This window comes from Sporanaerobacter sp. PP17-6a (assembly GCF_900095615.1).
Lineage (GTDB): Bacteria > Bacillota > Clostridia > Tissierellales > Acidilutibacteraceae > Acidilutibacter > Acidilutibacter cellobiosedens.
In genome coordinates, this window is sequence record NZ_FMIF01000037.1 from 1 (window position 1) to 18,749 (window position 18,749).

The window sequence follows — 18,749 nt, forward strand, 5'->3', positions numbered from 1 at the left end:
CTTAAGTTGCTTTATTACTATAGCATAATATGCGCTACTTGTCAACAACTTTTAAAACTTAAAATATAATATTTTTAATAAAACTTGTCATCTTTACAACAACGTTTTATATATTAACACATATTTTTTTATAAATCAAATTCATATTATTTAAATAAATTTGATATTACTCATATTTTAAGGCATTTATCTTCTCTTTTCTTCTTTTTTCAAGTTATTTTGTCATATGTTGTGAAACTAAACTTCCCAAAGCAATTGAATACAATTTGGATTCATGAGAATCAGCCCTCGATACTAAAACTACCGGCACTTTAGCTCCCATTATAACGCCGGCAGATTTTCCGTCTGCGAAATAGGTAATACTCTTTCCTATTCCATTTCCCATTTCAATATTGGGAACTAAAAACACATCCGCATCCCCTGCCACTTCGCTATTATAATTTTTAATCTGAGCAGCTTTTTTTGAAACGGCCAAATCTAATGCCATGGGTCCGTCTACTATTACCCCATCTTCAAATTTTCCTTCCTCATACCTCTTTTTAAGTTCGCCCGCATCTAATGTTGCAATCATCTTTTTATCAACTTTTTCCTTTGCCGCCAGGCAAGCTACCTTTATTTTTTTCATTCCCAGGGCATGCCCCACTTTTACTGCATTATTTATAATTTTTTCTTTTTCGTCTACATTTGGAATTAAATTCATTCCTCCATCTGTTAGCAAAATGAATTTATAATAATTTTTTGTCTCATATATCATTGTATGACTGAGAAGGTTTTCCGTTCTCAATCCGTAATCTTTATTTAATACTTCCTTCATAAGTGTTGGCGTATCCACCAAACCTTTCATTATAAAATTTGCGTTTCCCTGACTTACAAGTTTAACTCCGATTTCCGCCGACTTTTTCAAATCCGGTTCATCTATGGTTTTCCATTTATTAATTGATATATTATATTTTTGGGCAATTTTCTTAGTTTTATTTATATCTCCAATTAAAATTGGCTCTATAATGTTTAAATTTGCTCCTTCCGATACAGCCTCCAAGACCTCATGGTCTTGAGATGCCACTACAGCCAACTTCATCTTCTTTTCATATTTTATTTTAAGCAATTCTTCTAATTTGTTTATCATTTTTTACCCTCCCCCAATTATTAATTTGTTCCTAATATTTTTTCCAACTTATATTTAACATCCTTAATTGTTTTATTTTGAGGATTTATTGAAAATGCTCTGTCTATATCCTCTTTCGCTTCATCATACATTCCTATCTGAAAATATACTATTCCTCTGTTGCATATTATTCTATAATCTTTATCATTAATGTTAATACCTTTTGAAAAAGCATCTATTGAATCCTGAAAATTACCAACTCCATATAGAGCAATCCCCAGTTCATTAAATATATCCGAGCTCTTAGGATTAAGCTCTGCTGCCTTTTTAAAATTTTCAATAGAAGAATTTAAATCATTTAGCCCTTTATAAGTTAACCCTTTCATATAATAAATGTTCCACAAGTCCTTATAACGATTTTCCAAATGAGTAAATTCGTCTATTGCGGCAGAATAATTTCTGGCAAACAACAAATTACATCCCCTTTCATACGATGCATTGTCTGCTATTTTTTCTATTTCCTCTCTTATTTCATCTTTTCTCTCCGAATCTTTACTAAGCAAAATAAATTTCTCCCAGGAAAGCTTCGCTTTTTCAAATTGTCCAAAAGTTTTATAATAATATCCCAATTTATAATAAGCAAGGGAATACTTAGGATTCAAATCAAGTATGCTCTCAAATGTTTCCATCGATTTTTTAAGAAAGTCCTCTTTCAATTCCTTCTCTCCATAGGATATTCCTTCATAGCATATTCCCAGATTAAACAATCCGTTAATATGTTCCCGGTTTAAATTAGTCAGTGTTCTAAATAATATTGCTCCTTTTTCATAATTTTCATTTTCTACTTCTTTTAATCCTTTATAAAAAATATAACTTTCTATATCGGAATTATATTTTTTTAATATCTCTTTATATTTATCATTATATTTAAAATCATGGTCTGTCCCCATTAAAAAAATAATTCCTTCTATAATATATGATACCTTTATATCGTCTTGTAGATTCCCTTTTTTGATCTCCTTTAAAAATACATCCGTAATTACAGGTAAAGGCAAATCACCGGTAACAATGTAATCTCCCACCTTTACCGATGTATTTTGCTTTATTTCAATGAAAGAAATTTTATCAGCTTTTCTTTTAAAATATTTTTCAATTTTATCCATGGCAATCACCCTTAATCATAGTATTTCCTCATATATAATCTTTTTCTTCTTGTGCTTGTGTTAAGAATATCAAATAAATGGCCCCTATAAATCATGGTAAAAGAAAAAACAATCTGTTCAACCAAATATTTCCCAATTCCAAACAATGAGAAATCAAAATTAAATGCTATATGAGTGGTTAACAGATCTAAGATAATCCCCCCTGTCAGTTTATAAAGAACATAAGAAAAAATCAAATTAGGAATTATCCAATTAATCCAATTTTCAGCCATAAATCCTGCGGAATAAGTCAAAGACTCCAAAGAACTCCTGTCCTTTTGATATATAACTTCCGGCAGTGGGTTAAAAATAATAAATGCCCCAATAGTAATAATATTCATTAAAGCTCCTCCGTTGGAACCCGCAATTCCGCCTATTCCCTCGAGAAGATAACTTACTATCCAAATTATAAAATATATACCGTATATTTTCCATATATATTGCTTAAATCCTTCTTTAAAATCTTGAATAGAAATTTTGTCATACTTTATTACGCCATATAATAAATTCAGATAATTGGACACCAAACTGCTAACAAGAATAGCTGTTAAAAGTCCCGCAATTATATTTAAAATTCCTTGAAATAATGTATTAATCAGAGTAAATGCCACTGTAGAAATAATTGTATACACAAAACCGGTAAAAATGATCATCCAATTCTTAAAAAAACTCTTAGAACTTTTTTTTATTACCGCTCCATTTACAAAGAACAAGTCTTTAATCAAGTCCATAATCTTCACTCCTCATATTTATTGGCAATTTTCGTTATATCAAAAACTTTACATTTATTCATCACTCCATTTTCATAAACAAACATCAAATCTTTCTTGTCTTTTTTAATTTCTCTTATTTTATAACCTTCCTCTATAAAAGAAATGATATCAAAAGGGAAAGTTTCCATATGAACAATATTTAATATCCTTTTAGTCGGCATATCGGAATAATCATGGAGATAATTATTTAAAATTTCTTCATCCTTAAGTATATCGTGCTTTTTATTAATATTTCCAACGCCAGTTGCCCGTTTAATATATTCAGGAAAATTTGATGATTTGTTATAGAAAATATAATCGTATTTTAATATTTCATTGAATATTTCAATATTATCACTAATTCTTTCTTTATAAAACTCATAAATTATTCTATATAATTCTCTTTTACTATGGGAAATTTTATGATAATCCTTTTGTTCCCAATAATCGGCATAATCCTCATAAAAATCAAAAGGAGTATTATAATAATTTTTAATGACATATTCCAAAGTGTTTTCAAAGGAAGAATCATTCCCATATTTTTCAACTAAATCTTCAATTGTTTTCAATTTCAGCATATCCTTGTATTTGATACTATCCGTCTCCAGTACCTCATAAGGAGGCTCATTCAAAAATTTAAAACCATACAATTCCTTGTCTTCTCTCAATTTTGACCCTTTAAGAAGTTTTAAAAATCCCAGTTGCAGCTTTTCCGGCCTTAATTCATAGACCTCGTTAAAAGAATTCTTAAAGGAATCATAATCTTCAAAGGGAAGCCCCGCAATCAAATCTAAATGCTGATGAATACTTCTATAGCTTTTAATTCTTTTAGTTACTCTTTTCAACTTTTTTATATCTGTTTTTCTGCCTATAGTCTCCAACGTTTTTTCATTAGTTGATTGAACCCCTATTTCAAATTGAAACAATCCATCCTTTACATGGCTTAAAAATTCCAGCATATCTTCGTCTAAAAGATGAGCAGTAACTTCAAAGTGAAAATTCATATTTTGAGGATTCATTTTCATTATAAAATTCATTATTTCCATGGCATATTCTTTATCAGCATTAAATGTCCTATCCACAAATTTAACTTGCCTTACCTCTGCCTTTATTAATCGTTTTAGATCATCTTTTACCCTGTCTATTGTGAAAAACCTTACTCCTTTGATTGTTGAAGAAAGGCAAAATTTGCAGTTAAAGGGACAACCTCTTGAGCTTTCAAAATACACTATTTTATCTTTAAGTTCGTCCTTTTTTATGTTCAAAAATGGAGACGGTATTATATCTAAATTTTTGATTAAATCTCTCCCTTGATTTTTAAAAGACCTGTTTTCTTTCCTAAAGGTCAAACCTTTTATTAAATCAAAGTCTTCTTTTTTCTCTGTTAAGGCTAATAAAAGTTCCTTAAAAGTCTCTTCTCCTTCTCCCGATATAATAAAATCCACATAAGGAATATCATCCAATATATTCTCTTTTTCAAAAGAAATCTCCGGTCCTCCCAATATAATCTTTATATGAGGGTCTACTATTTTTATGATTCTGCATATCTTTAATATTTGCTTGACATTCCATATATAAACGGAAAAAGCCACTATATCCGGAGACATCTTAAATATTTCTCCTGCAATATAATCAGCATTTTGATTTATAGTAAATTCCGCTATATCCATATCTGATATTTCCGACGAAAAACTCTTTAAATATCTGAGAGACAGAGCCGAGTGAATATATTTTGAATTAAGGGTAGTAATAACTATATTCATAATTAATCATTCCTCTAATCTTTCATCTTCCGAATTAATTCTATTATAGCATATTAATTTGTCTCTACAAGTTTTCAGATATTTCTTTCGTTTTTCTTTTTAAACAATATTACTTGATAAGTATTGAAGATTTTAAAAAAAGAATATAAAATATATATGTAAATACATTGAGAAAGGGGTAGATTTATGCAGGAATTTGACAAAATATCTATACAGGAGATGTCTAAAAATGATATGTTAATGATATTAGAAGCACTTGAATACACAGGGAAAAATACAAAGATTGATGCATTTCTCAATTTAAAAGATAATATCATTAAAGAACTCAGTGAATTATCGGAAGCTAAAGAAGATGAGTTTCTTTTATATTTGCAAAAATAGTATTTATAAATATTTCTTCATTAAAATATAAAGGTCCTTATACATTTTTATAAAAAGTATAAGGACCTTTAATATTTACATTTTATCAGGAGTCTCCATTCCAAGAAGGGAAAGACCTGCTTTGATTACTGATTTCGTTGCCCATACCAACTGAAGCCTTGCATTTTTCAAATTATCTTCTTCCTGCATTATGGGACAACTGTTATAAAAGCTGTTGAAGGCTTTTGCTATTCCCATTATGCTTCTTGCAACAAAAGAAGGTTCATTTTTCTCCATTGCCGTGACTATTTCCTTTGGAAAATTATAAATCATCTTTATAATGTTAATTTCTTCCGGCGCTGATAAAATAGAATAATCTATTTCATTATCCGGCGAAAAATTTCCTTTTTCCAGCAGCCTGTTCGCCCTTGCATAGGTATATTGAACATAAGGACCTGTTTCCCCGTCAAAGCTTAATGTCTTTTCCCATGTAAATGTATAATCTTTAATCCTGTTATTAAATAATTCCTGAAATACTATTGCTCCTATTCCGACTTGTTTGGCAACTTCATCCTTGTTCTCTAAGTTTGGATTTCTTTCTTCTATTATAGCCAAGGTTTTTTCTACAGCCTTTTTAAGCACATCCTCCAAAAAAACAACTCTTCCCTTACGAGTGGACATGGTTCCTTCTTCCAATCTCACCATTCCGAAATTAACATGGATACAATCCTTCGCCCAAGGATATCCAATAAGTTCTACGATTTTTTTCCACTGTTTAAAATGAAGTATCTGCTCTGATCCCACTACATATACATTCTTATAGAAATTGTAATGCTCTTTCCTGTATATTGCTGCGGCTATATCCCTTGTTATATAAAGGGTAGATCCGTCGCTCTTTGTTATGAGGGCCGGAGGCATGCCGTAAGGTTCCAAATCTACTATTTCCGCTCCCTGGGATTTCTTTAATATGCCTTTCTTCCTCATATCATCTACTACTTTAGGCATCTTATCCGAATAAAAACTCTCACCCGTAAAGGAATCAAATTTAATCCCCAATATATCATAAACTCTGTTAAATTCTTTAAGACTCATATCCCTCATCCATTGCCATAGCTCTAAAGCTTCCGAGTCTCCGTCCTCCAATTTTTTAAACCAATGCCTTGCCTGCTCCTCTAAAGTGGAATCATTCTCCATCTCCTTATGAAATTTAACATACAGCTTTAGCAATTCGTTTATAGGATCCTTTTCAACAATTTTTCTGTCTCCCCATTTTTTATAAGCCACAATCAATTTACCAAATTGAGTGCCATAGTCTCCGAGATGATTTATAGCTACCGCATTATAACCTAAATATTTATATATATCATATAATGCATGACCTATGATAGTAGTCCTTATATGACCTATATGAAACGGTTTAGCAATATTAGGAGAAGAATATTCTACAATTACGGTTTTACCTTTCCCCATATCCGAAGAACCATATCTCTCTTTTTTCTCCTTTACTTCATTGAGTACTATTTCAGTTAATTTTTCCTTATCAATAAAGAAATTTAAGTATGGCCCCAAACTTTCAACCTTTTCAATATAACTGTTTTTCTCTATTTTTTCTGCTAATTCCTGAGAAATCAAATTTGGTGATTTCTTTAAAGCTTTAGATAACCTGAAGCAGGGAAATGCATAATCCCCCATTTCGCTATCTGGCGGAATTTCAACTAATTTTTCAATTTCTTCTTTTGCTAAGATATCATCAATTTCTTTTTCAATCAATCCAACAACTTCTTCTTTTAAATCCTTCATTTATAAATCCTCCTTCAAATAATAAGAAAAGCTTCTATCGAAGTATTTTATAAAGTAGCTTTTCTTGAAACTCATTTACGGAAAGTTCTTTTTAATCAATATTTATATGTAAGAACTTTCCTATTCGTTATAAATAAAAACTCTCATCTCAATTTAAGAGACGAGAGTTTTCCCGTGTTACCACTCTTGTTGGCCTATTGCCCACTCATTTATTTAACGCATCTTGCGTCCTATCCTACTTTATTCAGATGGATTCTCCAAGGCTCTTTTCAAATATATATTTGTATTTAGGCTTTCACCATCCCTAATTCGCTTTGCCAAAAAATATATTTTATTTCCTCTTCTCAGAATATGTCTTTTAAATTGTTAATTAATAATATACCTCATAATTCATAATTTATCAAGAAAATTATTTTAGTTCAACTACCGTTACTCCGCTTCCTCCTTCTCCGTACTTGCCCAGTCGATAGGATTTAACATGTTTATGACTCTTTAACAAATCCGATATCCCTGATCTTAAAACTCCCGTACCTTTTCCGTGTATTATATATATTTCTTTAAGTCCGGAAATATATACATCATCTAAATATTTATCCAAGTCCAGTAATGCTTCATCCAATGTTTCTCCTCTTAAATCGATCTCATTCTTTATATCCTGAGTTTTAAATTTTAGAATATTCTTTGTCATCACCGCAGTTCTTTTTTGTGAATCATTCTCTTTTATTCTTCTCAGAGAGGAGACAGGCACATTGATTTTCATTATCCCAACCTGCACCTGAAGATTTCCGTTATCATCTGGAAGAGAAACTACAATACCGGATTGATTTAAAGACAATATCTCCACAGATTCTCCTACCTTTAAATTTTTAGGGGGTTTAGAACTTTTCACATCCAATAACTTTATGGATAAATCCTTTTCCGTTTCATTTAATTTAGATTTAAGTTTGTCTTGAGCTTCCTGAATTTTAATATTTCTTTCTCTTTCAATTTCATTAGATATATTTCTTAGATTGGATACAATAAGATCCGATTCTTCCTTAGCATTTCTTAAAATATTTCTTGCTTCTTCTTTAGCTTTGTATATAATCTTTTCCTTTGCTTCCTGAGTTCTTTCTTTTTCATCAGTCAATTCTTCTTTTAATCTTTCTATTTCAATCTTCAATCTTTCAGTTTCTAACTTATTTTCTTCAATTCTCTTTCTGTCCTGATCCATTGTCTTTAATACATCTTCAAAATCTACATTTTCTTTGGAAATTAAAGTTTGAGCATGAGATATAATATAATCCATAAGCCCAAGCCTTTTAGATATTTCAAAAGCATTTGATTTTCCAGGAATTCCAATCGAAAGTTTGTAAGTAGGGCTTAATGTTTCTACATCAAACTCCATGGAAGCATTTTTTACTCCTTCTTTAGTAAGAGCATATATTTTCAATTGACTATAGTGAGTAGTTGCTATAGTTCTCACTTTTATATTATACAGATAATCGAGTATTGACATTGCCAATGCCGCTCCTTCTACAGGATCTGTACCGGCTCCCAGTTCATCAAAGAGAACCAAGTTTTTTTCTTCCACATTTTTTAATATCTCTACGATATTTGTCATATGAGACGAAAAAGTACTTAAGTTCTGTTCAATGCTCTGTTCATCTCCAATATCGGCAAATATCTTATTAAATACTCCCACTTCAGAATTATGATCTGCCGGTATATGAAGACCAGATTGGGCCATTAAACATAAAAGACCTACTGTTTTAAGAGTAACTGTTTTCCCCCCGGTATTAGGCCCGGTAATTACAAGAGTTCTGAAATCATCTCCTATATATATATCTATCGGAACAACTTTTTTCTTATCAAGAAGAGGATGCCTTCCCTTTTTAATATTTATATACCCTCTGTCATTAAGAATAGGCTTTGTTCCATCCATATTAACGGCAATTTTCCCTTTAGCAAATATAAAATCCAATCTTTGAAGTATTTTTTGATTATTCCTTATCTCGTTACTTCTTTCCCTTACCATATTGGTAAGCTCAATCAAAATTCTCTCTATTTCATGCTGTTCTTCAATTTTCAATTCCTTCAGTTCATTATTTAATTCTACTACAGCCATAGGTTCTACAAATAAAGTCGCACCACTGGAAGATTGATCATGAACTAGCCCGGGAAAATTTCCTCTGTTTTCCTGTTTGACAGGAACTACATATCTTCCTTCCCTTATGGTAACTATGCTGTCCTGAAGATACTTTTTATTATTGGATGAACTGATAATTGAATTTAATTTATCTCTTATGCTGTCGTTTTTCATATTTATCTTTCTTCTTATGCTTCTAAGAGCTGGACTTGCATTATCCGATATTTCTTCTTCACTTATAATTGCATTATTAATACTTTCTTCAATATACTCAAATACGCTCAATTCATTTATCAAATTTCCAACGACGGGATAATTCCCGTTTTTATCTTCCCTTGTCTCTTTCAAATAATTCTTTAAACTTCTCACAACTCTTAAAGAATCCGAAATCTTAAGAAGACTTCCCGGACCTAAGGTACCTCCGATTTCCGCTCTTTTGATTTCTCCCCTTACATCATGTATTCCGTAAAGAGGAGGAGTACCTCTCTTGATTATAAGTTCCAAAGCCTCTTCTGTTTCCTTCTGCCTATTTTCTATTTCACCTATATCTGTCAGAGGCTTTATCTGTGATACAAGTTCTTTTCCCAATGATGATTCCGCATTATCTTTTAAGATATCAATTATTTTGTTATATTCCAACACTCTTAAGGTCTTTTCATTCATAAAATCACCTCTATTATAGAATACCTCGATGCAAATGCCCTTTTGTGATTCCGTTTCTTTTTAAATCGGCTATAGTATGCAAGACATCCTCTTTATCGGTCAAATTCTTAGAAATACTAAAAAAAGCATCTTGAATACGAGAAATATTTTCTTTTTCAACAGTAAAATCAACTCTTATCATATTTACTCCCGATTTAAAAATTCCACCTACCTCCTCACTAAGCATCAACGGAACTGTATTATATATCTCAGTCACCTTATTGTTCCTTATCATCTGAAATATCTTTCCCTTTCTGTCCTTCAATCCATATCCTCTTTTGAATCTACAGTCTGAACAACTTTTATCATTATCGCATTTTTTAATTAAAGCCATGGGACAGTGCTTTAGTACCATCAGAGGATAGTAGCCATAAACGGACAGCTCAAAGTCCAAGGAACTTCTTCGGCATATCTCGTCTATACCCTTAATATCCAATTCCGGAGATAACGTTATGCTTTTCACTCCGGAATCTTTTAAAAGTTTGACGGTAAGGCTGTTAAAAACGTTTAATCCTATATCTCCGTGAATGTCTATATTATATTTTCGAACATATTTAAGAGTCCCGATATTCGATACGGATACACCATCAATCAGTCCTTGAAGGAGTTCAATATTCTTTCCCAAATCCTTCAGTCCTTCCTCTCCGACTATCTTATCCGTATATAAAAATCCCTCTTTACCTGATTTTTTTATTTCTTTGAATATGTCTTCAATGTCTTCACTAAACCCAATATATATTCTGTCTAATTTATTCAAATTTATATGTTTAAACTGATCAATACTTGAAACCCGCACACTCATTCTCTGTTTTTTTGATTTGGGCTTATTAAAACTCATCAGCTTTTCAAGTTTCTCATCATATTCTTCATCGGTAATTTCAGATCTGAAATTTAAAAGTTCTCTTTTTTCATTTAGTTCTTGGATTCCGTCTCTTCTTAGTTTATTCAATCCTCCCATAGGAAAAAATCCTTGTCCTTCAAAGTTCATCTTTATATCTTTTATATAATAAGGTGTATTTTGAAGCCTATCCATCTGATTAACTACCCTGTCCGTGGTTAAACTTATATTCTCGGCTCTTTGTACAACGCCCCCGCTGTAAACGTCCACTTTATATTTGCCATCGTCTATTGATAGTTTAATCTTATCACCGACAGAAATGTTCAAATCCATATTTATAGGAAATTTTTTTCTCTCTTCCTGAAAGGATTCTCTGGCTTTCCCAATCAGCATAGAATCGGAAGTCTTATAAACTTCGGAATTTTTCTTTACTCCCTTTATTCTTTTTATCCTCAGCAATTCTTCTCTGTTCTTAGAAAAATTAACAATAATTCCTACATACCTTCCTGAATCCAATTGGAACTCAAGTCCGTCTCCTTTTTCCACCTTATCAAACAACTTAATATACATATACATCTTGTCCCATTTAGCAACTTTCCCTATTAATACACCTCTGTTATCCGGCCTGTCATAAGAAATAAAGTTTTTACCGAAATCACCTAATACATATCCCTTTGTAAATCCTCTGTTAAATATCTCTAAAATATCTTCTCTGTCTTGATCAGTAATGGATTTTACGCCGTAATCCAATGCCTTTCTGTATTTTTCTATGATAACAGCCACATATTCCGGTCTCTTCATCCGGCCTTCCACTTTTAAAGATGCAACGCCGCTGTTTATTATCTTATCTAAATAATCTATAGTATTTAAATCCTTGGGACTTAAAAGATATTTTCCTTCCGTTTTTATTTCTTGAATACTTCCACTTCCGATCTTCATTATTGTATAAGGCATCCTGCAGGGTTGGGCACATCTGCCTCTGTTTCCGCTTCTCCCGCCTATAATGCTGCTCATAAGACATTGCCCGGAATAACAGACACATAAAGCTCCGTGAACGAATTCCTCCAGCTCTATGTGAGTTGTTGATGAAATGGATTTTATTTCCTCCAGAGAAACTTCCCTCCCAAGGACAACCCGGTTAAAACCCAGCTCTTCCAGAAATAGAGCTCCTTCTCTGTTTATGACGGTCATTTGGGTGCTTCCGTGAAGATGAAGTTCGGGAAATATGTCTTTTATCCCGTAGGCCAAACCCAAATCCTGAACAATAATAGCGTCTGCATCATTTTCATAAAGAAATTTTACATAGTTTAAAGCATCTTTCATTTCACTGTCGGCAATGAGAATATTAACCGTCACATAAACTTTCACATTTCTGATATGAGCATAAGTAATAGCAGCCTTCAATTCCTCATAATCAAAATTGGGAGCACTTTGTCTGGCGCTGAAAAGCTTTCCTCCCAGATATACCGCATCAGCACCGTTTTGAACTGCAGCATATAGGGATTCCATATTCCCAACAGGAGCCAACAATTCTGAATTCCTATTCTTCTTATTCACTAATTCTATATTTCCTCCTTTGAAAATATTCCCTTCTCAGAATCAAAATATTTAATGGACTCATCTAATTCCTTTTTAACCTGAACCAACTCCATTTGATTTTCGTACAATTTATTTTGAAGCTCTTTTATCATATCTTCCTTCTCTTTTAATTCCCTTTCCTTTAATTCCAAAAGTTTTTCATATTTCTTGGAATTTTTATTTTCTCTTTCTTGATCCTCTTTTGCTTTGTCAAATTCTTCCTTATTGTTGTTCAACTGCTCTTCTAATTCCTTTATTTTAGCTCTTGAATTTTCTAATTCTTTGCTGACATTCTCATAATTTCCTATAGGCCCTACCACTTCTTTTTCCAAACTCTTTAATTTCTGATTAACTTTGCAATATTCATCTGCAATATTAAATGCCGCTAAAATAGCTGCCATATGGTTGCTCAATCTCATATTGTTATGAAAAACATTTTTAATTGTATTGTCTACATATTGAGCTATTTTTTTGATATAATCTTCCGATTCGCTGCCTACCACGGTAAAGTTACGACCGTCAATTGTTACATCCACCTTTTTTTTATCCGTCATAACTTAATCATCTCCTCAAATTTTATACTTATACAGAAAAAAAGCTACTCCTTAACTTCTCAATTTTGCATCAAAGGTATCTTCTATCTTTTCAATAATATTATTGTGCACTCTGCTCACTTCATCATCTGTAAGAGTTTTCTTATCGGATCTATAGACTATTGAAAAAGCAACACTTTTTTTATCCTTCAGTATTTGATCTCCCGTGTAAACATCAAACAAATTAACTTCTTCTATTATGTCCTTTCCATTCTCCCATATTACCTTTTCTATCTCCCCTACTGAAATATCCTTATTTATAACAACGGCGATGTCTCTTTCTACAGCAGGATATTTAGGTAAAGCCTTATATTTCCTCTCAAAAACTGCCTCTTCAACAATTGAATCAAAATCCAACTCACAAATATATGTTCTTTCCTTTATGTCATAATTTTTAGCCACATCAGGATGAATTTCTCCTAATACTCCGAGGACTCTATTGTTATATATTACGTTGGCAGTTCTTCCGGGATGGAATGTAGGATAATTTTCTTCCCTCAGATAATCGCAGCCTTTAATTCCTACATTGGCTAAAAATTCTTCCACAATACCTTTAATAGTATAAAAATCCGCTTCCCCATACATTCCTATACATAAAGTCCTTTTCTCCAATGGCAGTTTATCCTTTATAGGAAATTCCGTCGGAATAAAAATATTCCCGATTTCGTAAGCATAAGCTCTGTCTACGCCATAATTGAAATTTCTGGATAATACTTCCATCATATTTGGAATAAGAGTAGTTCTCATAACACTATAATCTTCTCCAAGAGGATTTATAAGTTTTATATATCTTCTCTTAATACTATCTTCATGAAGATTAATCTTATCAAAACATTTCGGGCTGACAAAAGAATATGTAGTTATTTCATTTAGTCCCAAACCCTTTAATATTTCCTTGGATTTATCTTCAGCGGCATTTTTATATGATTTCCCGCCCTTCGTCAATATTCCTTTTAAATGTGCAGGTTTCATATTGTGAAAGCCATATATACGTCCTATTTCCTCTATTAAATCAACTTCTATTTTCAAATCATCTCTGAAAGTAGGAACCAGAACTTTTAATCTGCCTTCCGAAAACTCAACTTCCAATTCCAGGTTCTTCAATATTTCTATCATATTATCCGTCTTAATATCAGAACCTAAAATCTTGTTCACTCTTTCTGGCCTCAAATAAATAACCCATTTTTCTTTCTTTTTCTCATATTCATCTATGTGGTTTTCAATTATTTTACCTACTCCTATAAGTTCCGCCAATCTGCATACCCTTCTGCAAGCCTTCTCGCATAGATTTGGGTCTACTCCTCTTTCAAATCTACTTGAAGCTTCCGTTCTCAATCCTAATCTTTTAGAAGTAAGCCTGATATTCCTTTTATTAAACTGAGCCGATTCTATAAATATGGTATTGGTACTTTCGGTTATCTCCGTATCAAATCCACCCATTATTCCTGCAATCGCCACAGGTTTCTTCCCATCCGCTATGACCAAATCCGATGGCTCAAGATTTCTTTCGGCACCATCCAAGGTTGTAATCTTTTCTCCTTCAACAGCTCTTCTGATATATATCTCTCTACCCGCTATTTTACTTAAGTCAAAAGCATGAAGAGGGACTCCGTATTCCAGCATTACATAATTGGTAATATCTACTATGTTATTTATAGGTCTCACACCGGCTTCCATTAACCTTAACTGAAGCCATAAGGGCGAACTTTGAATTTTTACGTCTTTGATTACTTTTCCATAATATCTCGAACATAAATCATTATCTACTATTTTTACGTTATTGATATAATTTTCGATATTGTCAAACTCTTCATTAATTTCTTCCGGCGGATAATTCAATTTTTTCCCAAAGGTCGCACAAACCTCCCTCGCCATTCCTATAATACTTAAACAATCAGGTCTGTTGGGTGTTATTTCAAATTCAATTACTTCACCGAATAAATTCAATATTTTATTTATATCTTCTCCCAAGGGGTATTCTTTGTCCAATATAAATATTCCGTCTCTCTGAGCCTTGGGAATTATGCTGTCTTCAAACCCCAACTCCTTCAGCGAACATAACATTCCATCGGATTCAACTCCCCGGAGTTTACCCTTGCCAATCTTGACGCCTTTTGAAAGTCTTGCTCCTATAAGGGCAACAGGCACATAATCTCCTATTTTGATATTATTCGCGCCTGTAACAATCTGTAAGACTTCTCCTCCCACATCTATTTTGGTAATTGATAATCTGTCCGCATTTGGGTGCTTTTCTATGTTTAAAATCTTACCTACTACTACTTTTTTAATTCCTCTATCTAAAGAAATAATGGATTCTACATGGGAGCCGGACAAATTAAGTTTATCCGATAGCGTTTTTACTTCTTCATCTATATCTACATATTCCTTCAACCATTTAACAGGTAATAGCATATTATTTCCTCCTCATACTTAGAATTGTTCTAAAAATCTCATATCATTGTCAAATAAAAGCCTTATATTGTCAATACCATATTTAACCATGGCAATCCTATCTACTCCCAGTCCAAAAGCAAATCCCGAATATTTTTCCGAATCTATGCCACAGTTTTCCAACACCTTCGGATGAACCATCCCGCAGCCCAAAAGTTCCATACTCCATCCTGTTCCTCCGCATGCATCACATCCCTTTCCTTTACACTGAAAACATGACACATCAACTTCGGCGCTGGGTTCGGTAAATGGAAAATAATGAGGTCTGAATCTGGTCTTCATATCATTTCCAAATAATTCTTTAATGAATACATCTATTGTGTCCATTAAATTGGTTATAGTTATTCCTTCATCTACAACCAATCCTTCAAGCTGATGAAACATTGGGGAATGAGTATCATCCACATCGTCAAATCTAAAAGTTCTTCCTGCAGAAACAATTCTTATAGGAGGTTTGGTTTTTTTCATCGTTCTAATCTGTACAGGAGATGTTTGGCTTCTTAAGAGTATCTTATCGGTAATATAAAAAGTATCGGTTAAATCCCTGGAAGGATGATCTTCCGGGGAATTTAAAGCGTCAAAATTATTTTCAACGGTTTCTATTTCAGGGCCATCAACTACGGTAAATCCCATATCGATAAATAAATTTTCCAGTTCCTCTATAGTCTGTATTAAAGGATGCCTGTGTCCTAATTTTATTTTTTTACCCGGCATGGTTATGTCTATCTTTTCTTTATTAAATTTTTTGTTTTCAAGTTGTGAATTGATTTTTTCTTTCTTTGAGGAAAGTTCTCTTTCTATTTCATTCCTTGTATCATTGGCCAACTGACCTATTATAGGCCTTTCTTCCGGCGATAGTTTCCCCATCTCTCTCAAAATCAAAGTTAATTCGCCCTTTTTACCCAAAAACCTTACTCTTATCTGTTCCAATTCTTCTATAGATTTCACTCTAAAAATTTCATTAATGGCTTCTTCTTTTATCCTGTTAAGTTTATCCTTCATATGTAGAACTCCTTTCCATCCTGTTATATAAAAAATAAGACCATCAAAAATTAGCGAAGGTCAATATTTAAGAATCTGATTTATTAAATTATAGCACTTAAATTTGTTAAATACAAGAAATATTAGCCTCTTTGTCTGAGAACTTCATACATAATTATGGAAGAAGCTATGGCCACATTAAGGGATTCCGCCTTACCCTTCATCGGAATCTTGATTAAACTGTCTGCAGTCCTTAAAAAATCTTCCGTAACTCCATTAGATTCATTTCCTATAATTAAGGCAAAATCTCTTCTAAAATTCACCCGATTAATATGTATATTTCCCCTAAGAGACGTAGCATATACAGCCACTTTCTTCTCTTTCAAATCTTTTATTAATTTTAATTTATCATCAGCAAAAACAATGGGAACATGAAAAATCGAACCCATGGTAGAACGAACAACCTTGGGACTATAGATATCAACACAGCCCTGGGTAATTATTATTCCGTTGACACCAAAAGCATCTCCTGCTCTTATTATGGTTCCCATATTGCCCGGATCCTGCAATTCATCTATTATTATAAAAAATTTATCTTTCACTTTAAAAAGAAATTCCATGTCGGAGAGATTAAATTCAATTACACCTAATATTCCCTGAGGATTTTCCATATCCGTAATTTCATTGAACACCTTTTCATTCACAACTATTATATTATTATCATCAATACAATCTATCAATCTACTGACTTCAAATTTTAAGGGAAAATCCTCTCTTATAATAATATACTTAATATTCCATTTTTCTTTTATACACTCTTCTATTATTTTAATTCCTTCCACAATAAACAGCTTTTTCTGCCACCTGTATTTTCTCTTATAAAGTTTTTTTATTTCCTTTACAATTGGGTTTGAAAGACTGCTAACCACATGATTCATCTAATTTTCCTTCCTGTCCGAAAGTTTAATCATAATTAAAGCAAAGTTCCGCTATCGGAACCTTGCTTTAATTATTTTTGGCAATATCTATCAATTCGGAGAAACTCTTCGGATCGCTGATTGCCATTTCAGACAACATCTTTCTATTGATTTCAACATTTGCTTTTTTAAGACCACTAATAAATGTACTATAATTCATCCCGTTAAGTCTTGCAGCCGCATTAATCCTTGCTATCCAAAGTTTTCTGAAATCCCTCTTTTTTAACTTTCTGCCCACATAAGCATAACTCAATGATTTCATTACAGCTTGATTGGCAACTTTATATAATTTACTTTTGGAACCATAATATCCTTTGGCTTGTTTCAATACTTTTTTATGATTTTTTTTGGCATTAACTCCTCTTTTTATCCTTGCCATTTAAATTACCTCCTTAAACTCCAATGTTTTATCAACTAATATGGCAGTACTTTAGACATTCTCTTTAAATCCGCTTCACTGATTAAAGTACCTTTTCTCAAATTTCTAACTCTCTTTGGAGATTTCTTCCCGGTCTTATGACTTTTGTATGCTTTAAATCTTCTTATCTTCCCTGAACCTGTCTTTTTAAACCTTTTTGCCGCTCCCCTATGAGTTTTTATTTTTGGCATCTAAATTACCTCCTTAACTATTCTGACTTAGGGCCGAAATACATCACCATGCTTTTCCCTTCAAATTTCGGCTCCTTTTCCACAGAACCAGATTCACTGACTAGATTAGTAAATTTATCCAATACTTCTTTTCCAATATCAGTATGCCCTAATTCTCTGCCTCTGAATCTTATACTTACCTTTACTTTATCTCCACTCTGTAAAAATTCCATGGCTCTCTTTGCCTTGACATGGAGATCATGAGTTTCAATGCTTGGAGTAAGTCGTATCTCCTTTACATTAATAACTTTTTGATTTTTTCTTGCCTCTTTTTCTTTTTTTGCCAATTCATATTTATATTTTCCATAATCCATTATTCTACAAACCGGCGGTTTTGCATTTGGAGCTACATTGACCAAATCCAATTTCTTTTCATAAGCTATTTCCAAAGCCTTTCTTACGGGAACTATTCCTAACTGCGCCCCATCGCTATCAATGAGTCTTACTTCTCCCTCTCTGATTTCTTCATTAATTTGAAGCTCTTTTATATTACTACACCTCCCAGTATAAAAAATAAAAAGCGGGCAAAAATACCCGCTTCTTTTTCCAACAATCAGACAAAAATAATTTGTCAAACCAATAACTATCTAAAATATTTAACCTTATGAGCCCCAGCTATAAGGTGAGAAGCGGATACTTCTGCTTAATTTTCTATTAATTTCATAAATTATTATAAGCTAAAAATTATATATTGTCAAGCTCTTGAAACAATTTTGATAAGATACAAATTAAATCATTATGTAAGTATATTCATCTTTTAAATAATACTCTAAATAAACAAATGATAGACAATGTTACGCATATAAGATTAAAACAAATTAAAAATAAAAATATAAAATTTGCAATATTACTTAATTTATTAGGATTTGTA

Annotated in this window: 15 protein-coding genes and 2 other annotated features; of the genes, 1 reads left to right on the forward strand and 14 read right to left on the reverse strand. The window is 32.3% G+C overall.

Annotated elements, in window-relative coordinates; genetic code table 11:
- Positions 1 to 214: 214 nt before the first annotated feature.
- From PP176A_RS13560 to PP176A_RS13575, 4 genes are read right to left on the reverse strand one after another with little or no spacing between them, the layout of a single operon-like run.
- A complete protein-coding gene (locus PP176A_RS13560) occupies positions 215 to 1,126 on the reverse strand; it encodes a bifunctional enoyl-CoA hydratase/phosphate acetyltransferase (protein WP_071141011.1) in 912 nt (303 codons plus the stop codon).
- Positions 1,127 to 1,146: 20 nt separating this feature from the next.
- Positions 1,147 to 2,268, reverse strand: coding sequence for a tetratricopeptide repeat protein (locus PP176A_RS13565; protein ID WP_071141012.1), 1,122 nt, complete (start codon positions 2,266 to 2,268; stop codon positions 1,147 to 1,149).
- Positions 2,269 to 2,279: 11 nt separating this feature from the next.
- A complete protein-coding gene (locus PP176A_RS13570) occupies positions 2,280 to 3,038 on the reverse strand; it encodes a hypothetical protein (protein WP_071141013.1) in 759 nt (252 codons plus the stop codon).
- A gap of 5 nt (positions 3,039 to 3,043) precedes the next feature.
- A complete protein-coding gene (locus PP176A_RS13575; RefSeq protein WP_071141014.1) occupies positions 3,044 to 4,822 on the reverse strand; it encodes a B12-binding domain-containing radical SAM protein in 1,779 nt (592 codons plus the stop codon).
- A gap of 186 nt (positions 4,823 to 5,008) precedes the next feature.
- Here PP176A_RS13575 and PP176A_RS13580 point away from each other — a divergent pair, with 186 nt between their 5' ends.
- Entirely contained in the window at positions 5,009 to 5,203 is a 195-nt protein-coding gene (locus tag PP176A_RS13580; RefSeq protein WP_071141015.1) for a hypothetical protein, read from the forward strand.
- Positions 5,204 to 5,278: 75 nt separating this feature from the next.
- Here the strand turns inward: PP176A_RS13580 and argS are convergent, their stop codons facing one another.
- The 10 genes from argS to infC form a co-directional block, all read right to left on the reverse strand.
- Positions 5,279 to 6,982, reverse strand: coding sequence for an arginine--tRNA ligase (gene argS / locus PP176A_RS13585; protein ID WP_071141016.1), 1,704 nt, complete (start codon positions 6,980 to 6,982; stop codon positions 5,279 to 5,281).
- A gap of 153 nt (positions 6,983 to 7,135) precedes the next feature.
- Positions 7,136 to 7,337: a binding site (T-box leader), on the reverse strand.
- 54 nt (positions 7,338 to 7,391) lie between these two features.
- A complete protein-coding gene (locus tag PP176A_RS13590; RefSeq protein ID WP_071141017.1) occupies positions 7,392 to 9,773 on the reverse strand; it encodes an endonuclease MutS2 in 2,382 nt (793 codons plus the stop codon).
- 13 nt (positions 9,774 to 9,786) lie between these two features.
- Positions 9,787 to 12,207, reverse strand: a complete 2,421-nt coding sequence (locus tag PP176A_RS13595; protein ID WP_200796164.1) for a DUF3656 domain-containing U32 family peptidase — start codon at positions 12,205 to 12,207, stop codon at positions 9,787 to 9,789.
- Between the two features lie 5 nt (positions 12,208 to 12,212).
- On the reverse strand, positions 12,213 to 12,782 hold the full coding sequence (gene zapA / locus PP176A_RS13600; protein ID WP_071141018.1) for a cell division protein ZapA: 570 nt from the start codon (positions 12,780 to 12,782) through the stop codon (positions 12,213 to 12,215).
- A gap of 51 nt (positions 12,783 to 12,833) precedes the next feature.
- Entirely contained in the window at positions 12,834 to 15,233 is a 2,400-nt protein-coding gene (pheT, locus tag PP176A_RS13605; protein ID WP_071141019.1) for a phenylalanine--tRNA ligase subunit beta, read from the reverse strand.
- A gap of 18 nt (positions 15,234 to 15,251) precedes the next feature.
- Positions 15,252 to 16,274: a phenylalanine--tRNA ligase subunit alpha gene (pheS, locus tag PP176A_RS13610; protein WP_071141020.1), complete on the reverse strand. Its 1,023-nt coding sequence runs from the start codon at positions 16,272 to 16,274 to the stop codon at positions 15,252 to 15,254.
- 122 nt (positions 16,275 to 16,396) lie between these two features.
- Entirely contained in the window at positions 16,397 to 17,191 is a 795-nt protein-coding gene (locus tag PP176A_RS13615; protein WP_071141021.1) for a TrmH family RNA methyltransferase, read from the reverse strand.
- A 67-nt stretch (positions 17,192 to 17,258) separates the two neighbouring features.
- On the reverse strand, positions 17,259 to 17,609 hold the full coding sequence (rplT, locus tag PP176A_RS13620) for a 50S ribosomal protein L20 (protein WP_071141022.1): 351 nt from the start codon (positions 17,607 to 17,609) through the stop codon (positions 17,259 to 17,261).
- A 35-nt stretch (positions 17,610 to 17,644) separates the two neighbouring features.
- Positions 17,645 to 17,839, reverse strand: coding sequence for a 50S ribosomal protein L35 (gene rpmI, locus PP176A_RS13625; RefSeq protein WP_071141023.1), 195 nt, complete (start codon positions 17,837 to 17,839; stop codon positions 17,645 to 17,647).
- A gap of 17 nt (positions 17,840 to 17,856) precedes the next feature.
- Entirely contained in the window at positions 17,857 to 18,393 is a 537-nt protein-coding gene (gene infC / locus PP176A_RS13630; protein WP_071141074.1) for a translation initiation factor IF-3, read from the reverse strand.
- Positions 18,385 to 18,529, reverse strand: a sequence feature (ribosomal protein L20 leader region). (Overlaps the previous gene by 9 nt.)
- Positions 18,530 to 18,749 lie beyond the last annotated feature (220 nt).

Coding starts and splice junctions, on each gene's coding strand:
- PP176A_RS13580 (WP_071141015.1), top strand. CDS start 5,009: ATGCAGGAATTTGACAAAATATCTATACAGGAGATGTCTAAAAATGAT.
- zapA (WP_071141018.1), bottom strand. CDS start 12,782: ATGACGGATAAAAAAAAGGTGGATGTAACAATTGACGGTCGTAACTTT.
- pheS (WP_071141020.1), bottom strand. CDS start 16,274: ATGAAGGATAAACTTAACAGGATAAAAGAAGAAGCCATTAATGAAATT.
- PP176A_RS13565 (WP_071141012.1), bottom strand. CDS start 2,268: ATGGATAAAATTGAAAAATATTTTAAAAGAAAAGCTGATAAAATTTCT.
- rpmI (WP_071141023.1), bottom strand. CDS start 17,839: ATGCCAAAAATAAAAACTCATAGGGGAGCGGCAAAAAGGTTTAAAAAG.
- PP176A_RS13570 (WP_071141013.1), bottom strand. CDS start 3,038: ATGGACTTGATTAAAGACTTGTTCTTTGTAAATGGAGCGGTAATAAAA.
- rplT (WP_071141022.1), bottom strand. CDS start 17,609: ATGGCAAGGATAAAAAGAGGAGTTAATGCCAAAAAAAATCATAAAAAA.
- PP176A_RS13560 (WP_071141011.1), bottom strand. CDS start 1,126: ATGATAAACAAATTAGAAGAATTGCTTAAAATAAAATATGAAAAGAAG.
- PP176A_RS13615 (WP_071141021.1), bottom strand. CDS start 17,191: ATGAATCATGTGGTTAGCAGTCTTTCAAACCCAATTGTAAAGGAAATA.
- pheT (WP_071141019.1), bottom strand. CDS start 15,233: ATGCTATTACCTGTTAAATGGTTGAAGGAATATGTAGATATAGATGAA.
- argS (WP_071141016.1), bottom strand. CDS start 6,982: ATGAAGGATTTAAAAGAAGAAGTTGTTGGATTGATTGAAAAAGAAATT.
- PP176A_RS13590 (WP_071141017.1), bottom strand. CDS start 9,773: ATGAATGAAAAGACCTTAAGAGTGTTGGAATATAACAAAATAATTGAT.
- PP176A_RS13575 (WP_071141014.1), bottom strand. CDS start 4,822: ATGAATATAGTTATTACTACCCTTAATTCAAAATATATTCACTCGGCT.